A 15,079-nucleotide genomic window follows, 5' to 3' on the forward strand; every position below is an offset into this window, starting at 1 on the left:
TCACCGTTTCTTACGGTTTCGAGGCCCGCGCTTTTGGACGACAGATGTGAGGGGATCAGCCGATGAGCAGACGAGCCGTGGAATCCGTACCAGTTCTGGTGGTAGGCGGCTCCTTGGTGGGCCTGTCCACGTCAGTCTTTCTCGGCCGCCTCGGCATCGAGCACCTTCTCGTCGAGCGTCACGCCGCGACGTCCACCCACCCCCGCGGACGTGGGAACAACCTGCGCACCATGGAGCTGTTCCGGACCGCGGGCGTCGAGCAGGACATCCGCGCAGCAGCGAGCGCCCTGACCGGAAACGACGGCGTCCTGCAGGTAAGCACGCTCTCCACCGGCGACCGTCGGTGGATCGTCAAAGCCATCGACACGGATACGCCGCTCGGCGCGGACACGCCCCTGTCGCGGATCACCTCGTCCGGCTGGTGTCTGTGCAGCCAGAACGACCTCGAGCCCGTTCTCCTGCGCCACGCCCAAACCCTCGGCGGCGACATCCGCTTCGGCACCGAGCTCGTCTCCTTCACTCAGGACGCCGAAGGGGTGCACGCGGAGGTAAGGGACCGTGACAGCGGCGAGACGCGCATCATTCACGCCCGATACCTCGTGGCCGCCGACGGGCCCCGCAGTCCGGTGCGTGAGCGGCTGGGCATCACCCAGTCGGGACCGGGCGCGCTGTTCCACAACGTGAGCATCACGTTCCGCAGCAAGAAGCTGCAGGACGTCGTCGGCGACAGACACTTCGTCGTCTGCTACATCACCGATCCCGCCGGAGAGGGTGCCCTGCTGCCGGTGGACAACCGCGAGCAGTGGGTCTTCCACGCCCCCTGGGCCCCGGACCGGGGCGAGAGGCTGGACGCCTTCACCGACGCGCGCATCGTGGCCCACATCCGCGCCGCGGCGGGCGTCCCCGACCTCGACGTCGAGGTCACCGCCAAGGCCCCCTGGCACGCGGCGGACCGCGTGGCAGACAGCTACGGCGAGGGCCGGGTCTTTCTGGCCGGTGACTCGGCGCACGAGATGCCCCCCACCGGTGCCTTCGGCTCCAACACCGGCATCCAGGACGCGCACAACCTCGCCTGGAAGATCGCGGCCGTCCTGCGCGGCTGGGCCGGACCGGGCCTGCTCGACACCTACCAGACGGAACGCCGGCCGGTCGCCCTCGCGACGACCGCCCGCGCCCTGTTCCAGGCGGGCGAGGAACAGCACCCGGGTTACACCCCGAAGAAGCGCAAGGACGACCCGGCCGACGCGCTGACGGTGGCCCTGTGCTACCGCTACCCCTCGGGCGCCGTCGTCGGCACCGACCCGGACGCCGCGATCGTGCCCGACCGGTTCGAGCTGGGCGGCGCCCCCGGGAGCCGGGCCCCCCACCTGTGGGTGACCACCCGGGACGGCCGGCGGATCTCCACCCTGGACCTCTATGAACGGTCCTTCGTCGTCCTCACCGGCCCCGAAGGCGAGGCCTGGCGCACCGCGGCCCGCAGTGTCACCGCACGCCTGGGCGTCCCGGTGGAAGGCTACGTCGTGGGTGCGGACCACGACCTGGTCCCCGAGGACGGGGCCGACTGGTCGGTGCCGCACGGCACGACGCAGTCCGGTGCCGTTCTGGTCCGCCCCGACGGGTTCGTGGCGTGGCGGTCGCCCAGCCTCGTGCCTGATGCGGAACGGGCCCTGACGGAAACGCTGATGACGGTGCTTCGCCGAGAGACTCCACCGAACCCCGTGGCCGAGCCGCGGCGGACGACCGCCACGGAGCAGCCACTGGCGACCGCCCCGGACGGGCGTGTCTGAGCGACTCCCGGCGGCGGACGACCGTCACGGAGCAGCCACTGGCGACCGCCCCGGACGGGCGCGTCCGAGCGCCTTCCCGCGGCGGACGACCGTCACGGAGCAGCCACTGGCGACCGCCCCGGACGGGCGCGTCCGAGTGCCTCCCCTTGAACGCTGCTCCGGAACGAAGAAAGAACCCACCATGCCATCACCCCACCCCTCGACGTCCGCCCGGGCCGACGACGCCCGAACCTCCCGCGTGGACGTCCACCACCACTTCACCGCACCCGCCTGGCTCGACTGGGCCGAGGCACAGGGCGTGGTCCGGCGCGACAGGCTGCCCTGGTGGACCCGCTGGGACCTCGACTCTGCGCTCGCCCTCATGGACCGCACGGGAATCCGCACCACCGTCATGACCGTGGCCATGCTCGGCCGCGTCCAGGAGCGCAGCAAGCGAGAGGAGAGTGCACGCGTCGCGCTGCAGGCGGCTGCCGAAGTCGCCGCGAGCCACCCCGCCCGCTTCGCCTTCTTCACGCCGGTCTTCCTCGATGACCTCGACCTGTCGAGCTGGTCGCTGAAGTACGGCCTCGATGATCTCGGCGCTGCCGGAGTGAGCACGCGCACCAGCGCGGGCGGTGTCTATCTCGGCGACCCTTCCCACGACCGCCTCCTCGCCGAGCTGAACGACCGCTCCGCGGTCATCAGCACGCACCCGATGGACGTACCGGGTGGCCACGCCGACGGTGCGGGTGTCCCGGGCCTTCCGCCGTTCATGTGCGACTTCCTCATGGACACGACTCGCGCGGCGATCAACCTCATCCTCAACGGAACTCTGGACCGCTACCCCGACCTCACCTTCGTCCTTCCGCACGGTGGCGGCTTCCTCCCCTACATGGCCACTCGACTGGAGCTCTTCAGCAACCACCTCACCCCCGAGGTCGAACCGTCCCGGATACGCGACTACCTGCACCGCTTCTACTACGACACGGCGGGCCCCATGTCCCCGTCCTCGACGCCCACGCTCATCTCCACGGTCGACCCCGCCCGGATCCTCTACGGCACCGACTGGCCGCCCACCCCCGCCCACATCGTCTCCGACATCGCGGCACCGGCCCTGGACAGCGACCCGGCCATCACCGACCATCAGCTCCGCGGCATCAACAGGGACAACGCGCTACGCCTGATACCGGCGCTCGCACCCCGGTGAGCATCAGCCGGCTCGACGTCTGAGGAGCGGCCGCGGCGTCCCGGACGGAGGAACCGGGGCACGGCCGACCGATCCGGACCGTCAGGTGCGGTACCCCAGGATGGTCATCATGCCGCTCTCGGAGTGGTACTGGTTGTGGCAGTGCAGCATCCACAGCCCGGGGTTGTCCGCGTCGAACTCGACGACCAGCTTGCGGTGCGGCAGCACGATGGCCGTGTCCTTGCGCGCGCCCATGCCGTCGAGACCGGCGACGGCGAACGTGTGGCCGTGCAGGTGCATGGGGTGCCACATGTCGGTGGCGTTGATGAGGCTGAGCCGCACCCGCTCACCCGCCCGCACCGGGTGGCGCTGCCGGACGGAGTAGGACCGGTGGTCGAAGCCCCAGTCGTACCTCGCCATCGTGCCGGTGATCTTGATGCGCATCTCGCGGTCGGGGTCGCGTTCCGGCAGGGCCACGGAGTCGTCCGGCCGCAGGCGCCGGGCCGGGACCAGCTTCCCGTCGAGCAGGTCCGGGCGCACGCCGGCCGGGGGGACGGCCCGGCCCTTGTCGGTGCGCAGGACGGCGAGGGCCTGTCCCCGCTTGCCCTCGGCCAGGGCGACGAACGGGAAGACGCCGTCCTTGGCGGTGACGAGAACGTCGTAGCGCTCGGCCATGCCGAGGAGGAGCGCGTCGGTCTCGGTGTGCCGGACCGGGTAGCCGTCGGTGTGGGTGACGGTCATGGGGTGCCCGTCGAGAGCCACTCGGAAGGCGGTCTCGGAACCGGCGTTGATGATGCGCAGCCGGATCCGCTCGCCGGGCCGGCACCGGAACACCGAGGGATGGTCGGCGGTACGGCCGTTGGCGAGGTAGAGGGGGTAGTCGACGCTGCCGGCGTCCCCGTGCAGCAGGCGGCTGCGCGCGTGGTGCAGCAACCGGCTGGGCCCCCCGGCCGCCCGGGAGCGCGAGGTGTCCGCCCCCGCCGTCCGGGCCGGCTCGGGGCCCGGCCCCATGCCCTCCATCGTCATGTGCTCGGGCGTCAGCTGCCTGAGCACCTTGTCGGGGGTGGACCCCTGGACGCCGTCGAGCCAGTCGTCCAGCACGACGACCCACTCCTTGTCGTAGGCGAGGGGCTCCCGGGGGTCGTCGACGATGAAGGGCGCGTACAGCCCGCGGTCGGGCTGCATGCCGACGTGGGAGTGGAGCAGGAACGTGCCCGGGTGGGTGACGGTGAAGCGGTAGGTGAAGTCGGCTCCGGGCTCGATGGGGTTCTGCGTCAGGTCCGGGACGCCGTCCATGTCGCAGCGCATGCGCACGCCGTGCGAGTGCAGGGTGGTGGTCTCCGGCAGCCGGTTGGCGAGGGTGAGGCTGAGGACGTCACCGGCGGTGACGCGCACCAGCGGTCCGGGGAGCTGCTCGTGGTACGCCCAGGTGCGCACGTGCCGCCCGCCCAGGTCCAGGGTGTTCTCGGCGGCCGTGAACCTGAGCATGCGCACCGGGCCTGTGCCGCGCCTGCGCTCGGCGGCACGCACCTCGGGACCCGACGGCTCGACATATCCCTTCGGTCCGGGCGGAACGAAGTCGCCCTGGACGGTCGCCGCGGCCGCGGCGCCGGGACGGGCGCGGGAGCCGGAGTCGGTGCAGGCAGCCAGCAGTCCCGCGCCGGCCGCAGCGAGCGGGGCTTGGAGCAGGGTACGCCGCGAAGGTGTGTGCATGAATAAAATAAGACACGTTCTGGGCTGATATGTGCAGCATCCCGGGCGGCGCGTCCGATGGAGTCGAGGCCTCGCACAGGAGTTCCGGGCCGTCCCTCTGGACGCGGACGGCGGGCGCGCCGTGTTGCCCCGCCGGGGGCGGCGGGGCGAGAGTGGGGCGACCGGACTGCTTGGGGGTGTGGACCGTGTGCGTGGGCGTCGCGGCACCGGCGGAGAACGGACATGGTCCCGGAGTTCGGCAGGTACCGGGGCGAAGCGGCTCCGACCTGCCGATATTTACGGGCGAGTACCCGGGCGGTACCGTGAGTGCATGCCAGCTCTCAACGTGGAGTTCAGTGACCGCGAACTGGAGGACCTGCGCCAGATCGCCAAGGAGCGCGGTACGTCGATGAAGGCGCTGGTGCGCGAGGCCGCCGCCGCCGACATCGCCCGGCACCGGGCGCTTCAGGAGGGCGCGGAGGCGTTCCGGAGCTTCTTCACCGCTCACGCCGAGGAGTTCGCGGCCGCGTTCCCCGACGACGAACGCCCGGCCAAGGGCGAGGCCGCCTGAGCGATGCCGCCCGTCATCCACATCGACGTCCCGTGGCTGCTCCAGCGGCATGAGGAGGTCCTGCCGGACCAGCCCACGGTCGACGACTTCTCCGCACTGGTCGCGGCCGTCGCCCGGCACCGCGTCGACCCGCCCCGGCTCGGCGTGGACTCCGACCCCGCCTGGCGGGCCGCCGCCCTGCTGCACACCCTCACCGTGCTCAAGCCGCTGCCCTCGGCCAACGCCCGCTTCGCCTGCGCGACCGCGGTGGCCTACATGTTCGTCAGCGGCGCCGGCGTCGACGCGCCCTACGGCGCCCTGGTCGACCTGGCCCGCGACCTGATGTCCGGCAAGACGGACGTGTACGGCGCCGCCGACCGGCTGCGTTCCTGGCAGATATGAGACGGTCCCGGCCGGCGGGGGAAGCCGCCGGGGCCGCCGGCCGGGGGACCCCCGCGCGGGCCTTCCGAGGGGGCCGGGCCCAGTGCACCACCGGGCCGCGAGCCCCCGGGAGCGCGCGCGGCCGGCCGGTGCGTGCACGGCGTTCACACGGGGCGCGCGGTGACACGGAAGGCGAACGGCGAGTCCGCGTACACGGCCATCCTCACGCTCGGTTCCCGAACGGTGTCCGCAGTCGCGCGAACGCCTTGTTCCGTGTGTGGAGGTTGTGCAAGGGTTGCCACACGGTGCGGGGGGTAATCGCCGGGCTTCCCGGAGCAGTTGGGGACCGGGCCGGTCCTGCGCCGGTGAACTCCCGCTCCCCGCGCGCGTATCCGGCGATCGGCAATCGACGCACCACACCATCGAAGGATTCCGCTCAGTGCCCACCCCCCACCCCCCTCCTCCCCTGTACCCGCCGCCGGGCGGCGATCCCGGGGAGTCCGACGAGTTCCTCGCCGCCCCGCTGCGGGCCGGTTCCGACGCGGAGGCCTCCCGGTCCACCGCGCTGCTGATGGCCCGCCACTGGGCGGCGGCACACGACTACGCGGTCGTCTGCCTGGCCACGGCCGGCCCGCTCGCCCACATGGTGACCGGCGCCGCCTTCCACCGGACACTCACCCGGCTGGCGCTCGGCGAGCCCGCCGAGGCGCTCCGGCCGCGTCTGCTGGTGGCCGTCCGGGACACGGTCCTGAACTGGTCCGCCACGGACCGCACGGCCGCCGTGCTGCCCGCCCTGCGAAAGCCCGCCGGGGGCCGCGGCATGCGGAACGCGAAGACCCTGATACCGGACAACCGCGTTCTGTCCGAACGCGCTTTCCACGGCCTTCCCCGGCTCGAACAGACGTTGCTGTGGCACACCGAGGTCGAGGCCGAACCGGTGCACCTGCCCGCCGCCCTGCTCGGTCTGGACGCCGACAGCGCGGCGGCCGCCCTCGGACAGGCCCGGGACCGGTTCCGGGAAGGCTGTGTCCGGGCGCACCGGGAACTCGCGCCGAGCACCGAGTGCCGTCACTACAACCGCCTTCTGGACGGACCGATCCGCCGGGGCGGCGCCCTGCTGCCGGACGTCCGGCAGCACCTCGACGACTGCGCCTACTGCCGGCACGCCGCGGAGCAACTGGGCCGGATCGAGGCCGGCCTCGGCGTACTGCTCGCCGAGGCGGTGCTCGGCTGGGGCGCCCGCCGGTACCTGGAGTCCCGCCCCGGCCGGTCCGGGCCCGCCCGCGCCCGCGCCGCCGCCCCGGGGCCGGGCGGACGGGGACGCGGCGGCGGACGGCGCGCCGGGGGGCCGGCGCGGGCGCCCGGCGGCCGCCGCAGACGCGGCCGGGCGGCCGGGCCGTTCGGCTCGCTCCTGGCGCCGGCGGCCGGGTGGCCGACCAGGACGCTGCTGCTCGGAGCCGGGGTCGCCGGGGCGGCGTTGCTCACGGCCGTCGTCGTCCTCAGCGCCCTGTCCGACGGCGGCGAGGGCACCGACCCGGTCGCCTCCGACGCGGCTCCCGGCACCGGCGTCCGGCCGCCCGCCACCTCTCCGGGCAAGGCGGGACTGCCCACGGCCGGCCGGCCCGCCCGGCTGCGCAACGCCGCCACCGACCTGTGCCTGGACGTCAAGGGCGAGGTCCGGGCGGGCGCGAGCGCGCTGCTCGACGCCTGCTCGGCGGCGCCGGCCCAGCAGTGGACGTACGACGCCGACGGGCTGCTGCGCAGCGCGGCCGACCCCCGTCTGTGCCTGGACTCGCACGCCGACGCGGGTGTCGTCATCCTCGGCACGTGCGCGGGCGCGGGGGAGCGGCGGGGCGACGACGTGCGCTACGAACTCACCGTGCGGGGCGAGTTGCTGCCCCGCTGGGACCGGACGCTGGCACTCGCCCCGGCCGACGACCGGGCGGGCGCCGACGTCGTCGTCAAGGTGGGCGACCGCTCCGCCGCCCAGCGCTGGCGGACCGACGCGCCGTCCCCGAGCCCCGGCTCCCTGTCGGTCGCCGGCGGCGACGGCCCCGCGGAGTCCGGCGCGGTGCCGTCCGCGGGGCGCACGCCCGGGTCAGGCCGGCAGGCCCCGGCCCGTCCGGCCCGGCTGCCGGGAACGGACGCCCGGCCCTTCTCGCCCGGGCACACACCGGGCACGCCCGGTCCGGACGGGAGGACCTGACGGATCCGGCCCGGCCCGCCGCCCACCGGCGGCGGTCCGGGCCGGATCGGGTCAGACCACCGCTTCGACGAGGTCGTCCGCGGTGACCGTCGCGGGCGCGGCGTGGCCGGACAGCGCGAGGGTGAGGTCGAGTTCCGCCAGGACGCAGCGGACGACGTGCTCGACGCCCGCCTGGCCGTCCAGGCCGAGGCCGTAGACGTACGGCCGGCCCAGCAGCACCGCCCGCGCGCCCAGGGCCAGCGCCTTGAACACGTCGTCGCCGGTGCGCACCCCGCTGTCGAACAGCACGCTCAGCCGGTCGCCCACCGCGTCCGCGACCCCGGGCAGCGCGTCGGCCGCGGCGATCGAACCGGCCACCTGCCGGCCGCCGTGGTTGGACACCACCACCCCGTCCATCCCGGCGTCCGCCGCGAGGCGGGCGTCGTCCGGGTGCAGGACGCCCTTGAGCACGATCGGCCCGTCCCAGTGCTCGCGCAGGAAACCGAGGTCGGGCCAGGTGTGGCCGGCGTCCCCGAACAGGCCGAGGAAGTGCAGCACCGCCGCGTTCGGGTCCTCCTCGACGGGCTTGGCCAGCCCCGCCCGGAAGGCCGGGTCGGTGAAGTAGTTGGCGGTGCCCACCCCGTGCAGGAACGGCAGGTACGCCTGGTCCAGATCGCGCGGGCGCCACGCCAGCAGCGGGGTGTCCAGGGTGACGACGAGCACCGAGAACCCGGCCGCCCTCGCCCGGGCGAGGAAACTGCGCGTCACCTCACGGTCCTTGCCCCAGTAGAGCTGGAACCACCGCTCCGCGTCCCCCATCGCCTCCGCCACCTGCTCCATCGGCGTACTGGAGGCCGAGGAGAGGACGAACGGCACGCCCTGCGCGGCGGCGGCCCGGGCGGCGGCGGACTCTGCGTCCGGGTGCATGATCGACAGCACGCCGACCGGGGCGAGGGCCAGCGGCGCCGGCAGGGTGCGGCCCAGCACCTCGGTCGTCAGGTCCCGCTCCTGGACGTCGCGCAGCATGCGCGGCACGATCCGGCGCCGGGCCAGGGCCGCACGGTTGGCGCGTGCGGTGCCGCCGTCGCCGGCGCTGCCCGCCACATAGCCCACAGGACCCGGCCCGAGCCGGTGCTCGGCCAGCTCCTCCAGCCGGGTCGGATCGGTGGGCAGCCGGGGTACGGCGCCCGTCATCCCGTTCAGGTAGATCTCGTACTGGAAGTCCGCCCAGTGCTTGGCCATCCGTCCCTCCCGCCACTCGCCGCCACGTCGGCGCGTGCCGACGATACCCGTGGGTAGGCCGGGCCGGCTCCATCTGGGACGGGTCTCCCTCCGGGGCCGGACCGCGCGCCCCGGGACGCTTCATGAACGCCCGGAGTCGTGAAGGCATCGTGAAGGGTGCCCCGGGGAGCAAGGGCGTTATGTTTCAGGCCGATTAACGAGAGGGTGCTTTTCGGCCATTCGGCCGGTGCCCGCGATCAGGAACCGCTCAGTCACGCGATCGAAGCGGTCCGATTCCGTGACTTCACGCCACTGTTTCAATACGCAATGTTACCGAAAGCTGTGGGTGGGATGTGTGTTTCGCCGACGGACTCGGCAGAGTGGCGCTCGCCGCTCCGGCACCGACCGAGCCGGAGGGCACCGTCTATCCGAGCGGAAGGATGCACACAATGCGGAACACCGCGCGCTGGGCAGCGATCCTCGGCCTCACGGCCGCCACCTGCGCACCCCTGACCGGGGCCGCCCTCGCTGCACCGGGCGCCGCCCCGTCGTCGCTCTACGCCCCCTCGGCCCTGGTACTGACCACCGGCCACGGCGAGACCGCGACCGCGGCCACACCCGAGCGCGCCGTCACCCTGAACTGCGCCCCGACGGCCTCCGGCACCCACCCGGCGGCGATCGACGCGTGCGCGGAACTGCGCGGCGCCGGCGGCGACCTCTCGGCCCTGCGGGGCCGCGGTGACGTGCAGTGCACCAAGCTCTACGACCCCGTGGTGGTCACGGTCCAGGGTGTCTGGCAGGGCAAGCGCGTCTCGTACGAGCGCACCTTCGGCAACTCCTGCGTGAAGGAAGCCGCGAGCAGCAGCGTCTTCGCGTTCTAGGACCGGGATCGTACGGTTCCCGCGACGCCGGATCAGGCTCGCAACTGGGGAGTGCGGCCCCTGGAGCGGGAACCTGCGATCCCGCACCGGGACCGACGGGCGGAGTGGGGCCGCCCGCGGACTCCCGGGCACACAGCCGCTCCCCGGAACAGGCCCGTGGGGGGCCTCTCCGGGGAGCGGCGAAAAACGACCGGTATCGAGAAACAACCGGTTTCAACTGAAGATTGGACGTCAGGCCTTGGGCCGGTGACTCGTGTCGCACCAGGGGTAGCGGCGACTGCGCCGGCAGGTGCACAGGGCCACCCGGAAACGGTCGGAGCAGACCGTGGTGCCGTCCTCCAGTTCGATCTCCACCGGCCCTTCCATCAGCAGCGGCCCGCGCCGCTGCATCCGGATGCGGCGGGGCTGTTCAGCAGGCTCGTTCGGCACGGATCACCACCAGCTCCTCCTTGTCCGCGGCGGCCGCGAGCAGCCCGCTGCGGCGCAGCCAGTCCTCCCGGGCACGCAGCACGGGACCGAAGGTGATCCAGCGGCGCCGGACCACCGCGGCCTTCAGATCCGCCGCGCGCAGCAGCTCGAGGGTCCGTTCGGGGCCGCTCAACTCCGAATGCACCAGCAGCAGTACCCCTCCGGGCCGCAGCAGTGCGGGCGCGTCCCGGCAGATCCGGTCCAGCAGCAGCCGCCCGTCGCGCCCCGCGTCCCAGGCCCGCGACCGGCCGCGCGGCTCGCGCCCGCTCCCGGGCGCCGGCACGTACGGCGGGTTGGCCAGGATCAGGTCGTACGTCCCGTCACGGACCGGGCCGAAGAGGTTGCCGCGCCGGATCCGCACCGGCAGCCGGTTCAGCCGCGCGTTCAGCCGCGCCGTCCACACCGCCCGCCGGGACACGTCCACCGCGGTCACCTCGGCGCCGTACCGGGCGGCCGCCAGAGCCAGCGCACCGCTTCCGGTGCCCACGTCCAGCACCCGCGCGCCCGGTGCCGGCGCCTCTTCGTCCAGAGCCTCGGCCAGCAAGGCCGTGTCGTCCTGAGGGGCGTAGACGCCCGGAAGTACCCATGCTGTCACGGAGCGGCGGGTACCCGCGCGATCAGGATGTATGAGCGAGTTCCCGGGGCAACGGAGCACGCAGCGACGACCGTCCCGCACGCCACTCGCCGAGCAGCCGTCGCGCCAGCCGCTCCTCGACGAACTCGGTGGCGTCGACGCCGAAGGCGATGTCGTCCGCCAGTTCCGGCTCCTCGGCCAGCAGCCCGCCGATCACATCGTGCCGGACGATCTGCTCGTGCACCGCGTCCGCCTCCACGTGCTCGTCGTAGAAGAACTCCGCCGCCGGCCCCGCGCCGGTGCGGCGCATCGCCTCGGCCAGCCGGCGCGAACCGGGCGAGGAGGTGATCTCCACGTCCGCGAAGTGGCCCACCAGGGCCCCGCGCAGCCGCCGGTGCAGCCCGAACAGCGACATCAGGTTGACGACGGCGAGCATCTCGGCGCAGGCCGCGTCCAGGTGGCGCCCGTACCCGGTGTCCAGGCCGAGGTCCGTCATCAGGTCCGCGAACAGCCGGGCGTGCACCCGCTCGGCCCGGCCACCGCCGAACTCGTCGAACTCCACCGCCGCCATCGCCGCCTTGGCCCGGCCCCACAGCCGGGGCAGCACCCAGGCGTGCGGGTCGGCCTCCTTCAGGTGGTAGAGGGAGCGCTGCGCCGCGTACTCACGCAGGTGCCACAGCTCGCCCTCCTCGCACAGGAAGTGCGTGACTCCCGTGCCCTCGGCCGGTTCGACCAGCAGGGCGGCCAAGGCCTCGTCGAGGCTGTCGTGCACGGGTGTGTCGGCGCGCAGCGCGGACAGGAAACGGTCCTCCAGCGCGCCCCGCAGCGCGAGCAGACCCGGGTCCCACTCGAGCTCCGGACGGACCCCGGCGAAGCCGCGGTAGTGCAGCTCGTAGCAGACGTACAGGGCGAGCTGGAGGTCGTCGCCGTACGGGTCGGCGGCCCGGGCGCCGGAGGTGCCGGGCAGCGGGCCGGTGCCGCGCAGATACGCGGTCACGGCGGTGGACAGGGGCCCGCGCGGCGCGGGCAGCTCGGGTCCTCGCAGGTGGTGGTTCATTCCCCTCATGTACCCGGGGGGAATGAAAGCACCGGTGGTCAACCGCACTCCCGAGCAGCGCGGCCGTCTCAGTCCCCTTGCGACTGCTCCTGCGCCCCGGTGTTCGGGGTGACGGCGTCCGCCGCCTCGCCCCGGCTCCGCTTGTCCTCGCCGTGCTCCTCGGCCTCCTCGGCCTCGTGGAACACCTCCTCCAGGGCCGTCTCGGGCCGCTTCCCCTGGTCGTTCCCGCCCGGCATGGCGTCTCCTTCCGTCGGCTGGCCTTGATCCACTACGGGTTACCCGCCCGCGCCGTCTCAAGCACTATGCGAGCTGCCTGCGCACCAGCTCGTGCAGCCTGCCCCCGGTGTCGGCCAGCAGCTCGGCGGGCGGCCCCTGCTGGATCACCCGGCCCTCCTCCATCACGATCACCCGGTCCGCGTCCAGCACCGTCGACAGGCGGTGCGCGATGACGATCCGGGTGGCGTTCAGCTTGCGGGTGCTGTCGATGACCGTGCGCTGGGTGTCGTTGTCCAGGGCGCTGGTCGCCTCGTCGAAGAACAGGATGCGCGGCCGCCGGATCAGCGCCTGGGCGATCATCAGCCGCTGCCGCTGGCCACCGGAGATCGCGCCGTTGCCGGCCACGATCGTGTGCAGGCCCATCGGCATCCGCCGGATGTCCTCCGCCAGGCCCGCCAGCTCGGCGGCGGCCATCGCCTCCTCCGGCGTGTACGGCTCGGTGCCGCAGATGACGTCCAGGATGGAACCGGTGAACGGCTGCGCGTGCTGCAGCACCACACCGCACTGGCGGCGCACCGCCGACTGGTCGAGGGCCGCCAGGTCCTGGCCGTCGTACAGGACGCTGCCGGAGACCGGACGGTCGAAGCCGATGAGCAGGCGCAGCAGCGTGGACTTGCCGCAGCCGCTCGGGCCGACGATCGCCACGAACTCGCCCGGGCGGACTGCGAAGGAGACGTCGTCGAGGACGAGCGGGCCGTCGTCGGCGTACCGGAACGACAGCCGGCGGGCCTCGACGGCCCCCGAGAGCGGTCCGGGGCGGGTGCTCGCGGTGCGCACCTCGGGCATGGCGTCCAGGACCGGCTTGATCTCCTCGAACAGCGGCAGCGCCGCCACCGCCGAGACGAAGGAACCGGTGAGCTGGGTGACCGAGGTCAGCACCATCGTCACCGAGGTGCTGAAGGTCAGGAACGCCGCCGCCGACATCGCGCCCTTCGCGGGCCCCGCCAGCAGCATGAACATCAGCAGGGTGCACACCGGCAGGTAGACCGCGCCCAGCACCGAGGTGAGGTTCTTGATCCGGCCCACCTTCTGCTGGAGCTCCCGGCTGCGCGCGAACTGGCGCGCCCAGGCGGCGTAGGCGTAGTTCTCCGCCGCCGCCACCCGCAGCTTGGGCAGGCCGCGCAGGGTCTGGAAGGCCTGGTTGTTCAGCTTGTTGCCGAGCACCACGAGCCGACGCTGCCAGCGCACCTGCCACAGGCCGAGTCCGAGGAACACCGCCGCGATGACGACGAGCATGCCGATCGCCGCCATGGCCATCGGGACGCTGAACCAGAACAGCAGGCCCAGGTTCATCGCGCCCACCGTCACCGACTGCGCGACCACCGGGCCGGTACCGGCCAGCAGCCGCCGGATGGCGCTTACGCCCATCGCGGCACTGGCGAGCTCACCGGTGGAGCGCTGGGTGAAGAACCGGGTGGGCAGCCGCAGCAGCCGGTCCCAGACGGCCGGCTGCAGCGCCGCCTCGATACGGCCCTCCAGACGCAGCATGGTCAGGTTCTCCAGCAGGGTGAACGCGGCCGACACCACCCCGCTCACCATCACCGCCAGGCACACCTGGACGATCAGGCCCGTCTGGGCCTTCGGCACGTACTCGCCGAGCACCTTGCCGGTGGCGATCGGCACCAGCGCGCCGATGGCCACCGTCACCAGTCCGGCGAGCATCAGGTTGCCGAGGTCGCCGCGGGTGCCGCGCAGGCTGAACCGCAGCAGTCCGAGCGGCCCGAGCCGCCGCTCGGGCAGCGGCCGGTAGAACATCACCGCGCGCGGCTCGAACTCCCCGGCGTTCGCCTTCTCGACCGGCGTCTCGCGCCCGGTCCCGGGGTGCACGGCCACATAGCCGCCGCGCCGCCACAGCAGCGCCACCGGCGCCCCGGACAGCGCCCGGTGCCCCACCAGCGGGCCCACGTTCTCCCGCCACCAGCGGCCGTCCAGGCGGACCGCGCGGGTGCGCACCCGGGAGGCGAGCGCCACCCGCTCGACCGGGTCGAGGCGTTCGCTCTCGGTGCCGCTCTGCGCGGGCGCGGCCAGCTCGATGCCGGCCGCGTCGGCGACCAGCTTGCAGGCCGCGTAACCGGCGTCGGCGTCGGCGGCCGTCGCGGGGCGGGCCGAGCGCCTGCCGATGGACGCCAGCAGCGTCCGGTCCGCCTGGGCGCGAACCGCCTCACCGGCCTTGATCCCGGCCGCCGTGCGCGTCTCGTGGGTGCGCTCAAGCTGCTCGATCCACCGGTCGAGCGCGGTCAGCAGCCGGTACTGCTGGTCGACCATGCTCTGCCACAGCGCGGGATCCATCAGCAGGTCGGCGGCGGCCTCGGCGCCGTACAGCGAGCCGTACTGCACGCTGCCCGGCGGCACCTGCATCCAGAACACGTCGTCGTCCGCGGGCGCGGCGGCCCGTTCCTCGGCCATCGGCGCCTGGAAGAGGACGGACAGGCCGCGGCCGACGCCGAGCGCGACGGCGTACTCCAGCGGGCTGGTGGTCGGCGGCACGTACTGAGGGTTGCCGTACTCGTCGTACGACCAGGTCTGGGTGTGCGCGGGCTGGTGCAGCTCGCGCAGGCTGACGCGGTGCAGCACGCAGTCCCGCACGGGGCGGGCCACGAGCGTGTGCTGGGGGCCGGCGACCGGGCCGAGCAGCAGGGCGCCCGCCTCGAGACGGCCCAGGTGGTGCCAGTGGCCCTGCTGGCCGGCGTCCACCGCGAACAGGTCGAGCGCGCCGGCCGCGACCAGCCACAGCACCTGCGGCCCCTCGAGGTCCACGCGGCCGAACCCGGCGCAGTCGACCCGCGTGCCCAGCGAACCGAGCGCGCCGAGGACGAGGTCGCCTTCGTGCACGGACGTCATC

At 73.4% G+C, this 15,079-nt stretch carries 13 protein-coding genes; 6 read left to right on the forward strand and 7 right to left on the reverse strand.

Annotated elements, in window-relative coordinates; translation table 11 throughout:
• The first annotated feature begins 62 nt into the window (after positions 1 to 62).
• Both ACFQ9Z_RS32350 and ACFQ9Z_RS32355 read left to right on the forward strand, forming a co-directional pair.
• Positions 63 to 1,787, forward strand: coding sequence for an FAD-dependent oxidoreductase (locus tag ACFQ9Z_RS32350; protein ID WP_383027619.1), 1,725 nt, complete (start codon positions 63 to 65; stop codon positions 1,785 to 1,787).
• 181 nt (positions 1,788 to 1,968) lie between these two features.
• On the forward strand, positions 1,969 to 2,973 hold the full coding sequence (locus tag ACFQ9Z_RS32355) for an amidohydrolase family protein (RefSeq protein ID WP_383027622.1): 1,005 nt from the start codon (positions 1,969 to 1,971) through the stop codon (positions 2,971 to 2,973).
• A gap of 81 nt (positions 2,974 to 3,054) precedes the next feature.
• Here ACFQ9Z_RS32355 and ACFQ9Z_RS32360 read toward each other — a convergent pair whose 3' ends face one another.
• Positions 3,055 to 4,665, reverse strand: coding sequence for a multicopper oxidase family protein (locus ACFQ9Z_RS32360; RefSeq protein ID WP_383027627.1), 1,611 nt, complete (start codon positions 4,663 to 4,665; stop codon positions 3,055 to 3,057).
• A 310-nt stretch (positions 4,666 to 4,975) separates the two neighbouring features.
• Here ACFQ9Z_RS32360 and ACFQ9Z_RS32365 point away from each other — a divergent pair, with 310 nt between their 5' ends.
• The 3 genes from ACFQ9Z_RS32365 (at position 4,976) to ACFQ9Z_RS32375 (ending at position 7,781) form a co-directional block, all read left to right on the forward strand.
• Entirely contained in the window at positions 4,976 to 5,215 is a 240-nt protein-coding gene (locus ACFQ9Z_RS32365) for a hypothetical protein (RefSeq protein WP_143637269.1), read from the forward strand.
• A gap of 3 nt (positions 5,216 to 5,218) precedes the next feature.
• Complete coding sequence (locus ACFQ9Z_RS32370; protein ID WP_383027632.1) at positions 5,219 to 5,596, forward strand: toxin Doc; 378 nt, start codon at positions 5,219 to 5,221, stop codon at positions 5,594 to 5,596.
• Between the two features lie 418 nt (positions 5,597 to 6,014).
• On the forward strand, positions 6,015 to 7,781 hold the full coding sequence (locus ACFQ9Z_RS32375) for an RICIN domain-containing protein (protein ID WP_383027637.1): 1,767 nt from the start codon (positions 6,015 to 6,017) through the stop codon (positions 7,779 to 7,781).
• A 51-nt stretch (positions 7,782 to 7,832) separates the two neighbouring features.
• Here the strand turns inward: ACFQ9Z_RS32375 and ACFQ9Z_RS32380 are convergent, their stop codons facing one another.
• Complete coding sequence (locus tag ACFQ9Z_RS32380; protein WP_383027642.1) at positions 7,833 to 9,002, reverse strand: lactate 2-monooxygenase; 1,170 nt, start codon at positions 9,000 to 9,002, stop codon at positions 7,833 to 7,835.
• Positions 9,003 to 9,430: 428 nt separating this feature from the next.
• Here ACFQ9Z_RS32380 and ACFQ9Z_RS32385 point away from each other — a divergent pair, with 428 nt between their 5' ends.
• Positions 9,431 to 9,862, forward strand: coding sequence for a protease inhibitor (locus tag ACFQ9Z_RS32385; protein ID WP_383027646.1), 432 nt, complete (start codon positions 9,431 to 9,433; stop codon positions 9,860 to 9,862).
• Between the two features lie 231 nt (positions 9,863 to 10,093).
• Here ACFQ9Z_RS32385 and ACFQ9Z_RS32390 read toward each other — a convergent pair whose 3' ends face one another.
• The 5 genes from ACFQ9Z_RS32390 to ACFQ9Z_RS32410 all read right to left on the reverse strand — a co-directional run bounded on the left by ACFQ9Z_RS32390 (position 10,094) and on the right by ACFQ9Z_RS32410 (position 15,078).
• Positions 10,094 to 10,291, reverse strand: a complete 198-nt coding sequence (locus ACFQ9Z_RS32390) for a CDGSH iron-sulfur domain-containing protein (RefSeq protein ID WP_383027649.1) — start codon at positions 10,289 to 10,291, stop codon at positions 10,094 to 10,096.
• Positions 10,272 to 10,925: a HemK2/MTQ2 family protein methyltransferase gene (locus tag ACFQ9Z_RS32395; RefSeq protein WP_383027654.1), complete on the reverse strand. Its 654-nt coding sequence runs from the start codon at positions 10,923 to 10,925 to the stop codon at positions 10,272 to 10,274. Before ACFQ9Z_RS32395 ends, ACFQ9Z_RS32390 begins: the two co-directional genes overlap by 20 nt.
• Positions 10,926 to 10,947: 22 nt before the next feature.
• Positions 10,948 to 11,961, reverse strand: coding sequence for an iron-containing redox enzyme family protein (locus ACFQ9Z_RS32400; RefSeq protein ID WP_383027926.1), 1,014 nt, complete (start codon positions 11,959 to 11,961; stop codon positions 10,948 to 10,950).
• Positions 11,962 to 12,029: 68 nt separating this feature from the next.
• On the reverse strand, positions 12,030 to 12,197 hold the full coding sequence (locus ACFQ9Z_RS32405) for a hypothetical protein (protein ID WP_383027657.1): 168 nt from the start codon (positions 12,195 to 12,197) through the stop codon (positions 12,030 to 12,032).
• Positions 12,198 to 12,261: 64 nt separating this feature from the next.
• Complete coding sequence (locus tag ACFQ9Z_RS32410; protein WP_383027661.1) at positions 12,262 to 15,078, reverse strand: NHLP bacteriocin export ABC transporter permease/ATPase subunit; 2,817 nt, start codon at positions 15,076 to 15,078, stop codon at positions 12,262 to 12,264.
• Position 15,079 lies beyond the last annotated feature (1 nt).

The organism is Streptomyces sp. NPDC056580 (genome assembly GCF_042793175.1).
Lineage (GTDB): Bacteria > Actinomycetota > Actinomycetes > Streptomycetales > Streptomycetaceae > Streptomyces.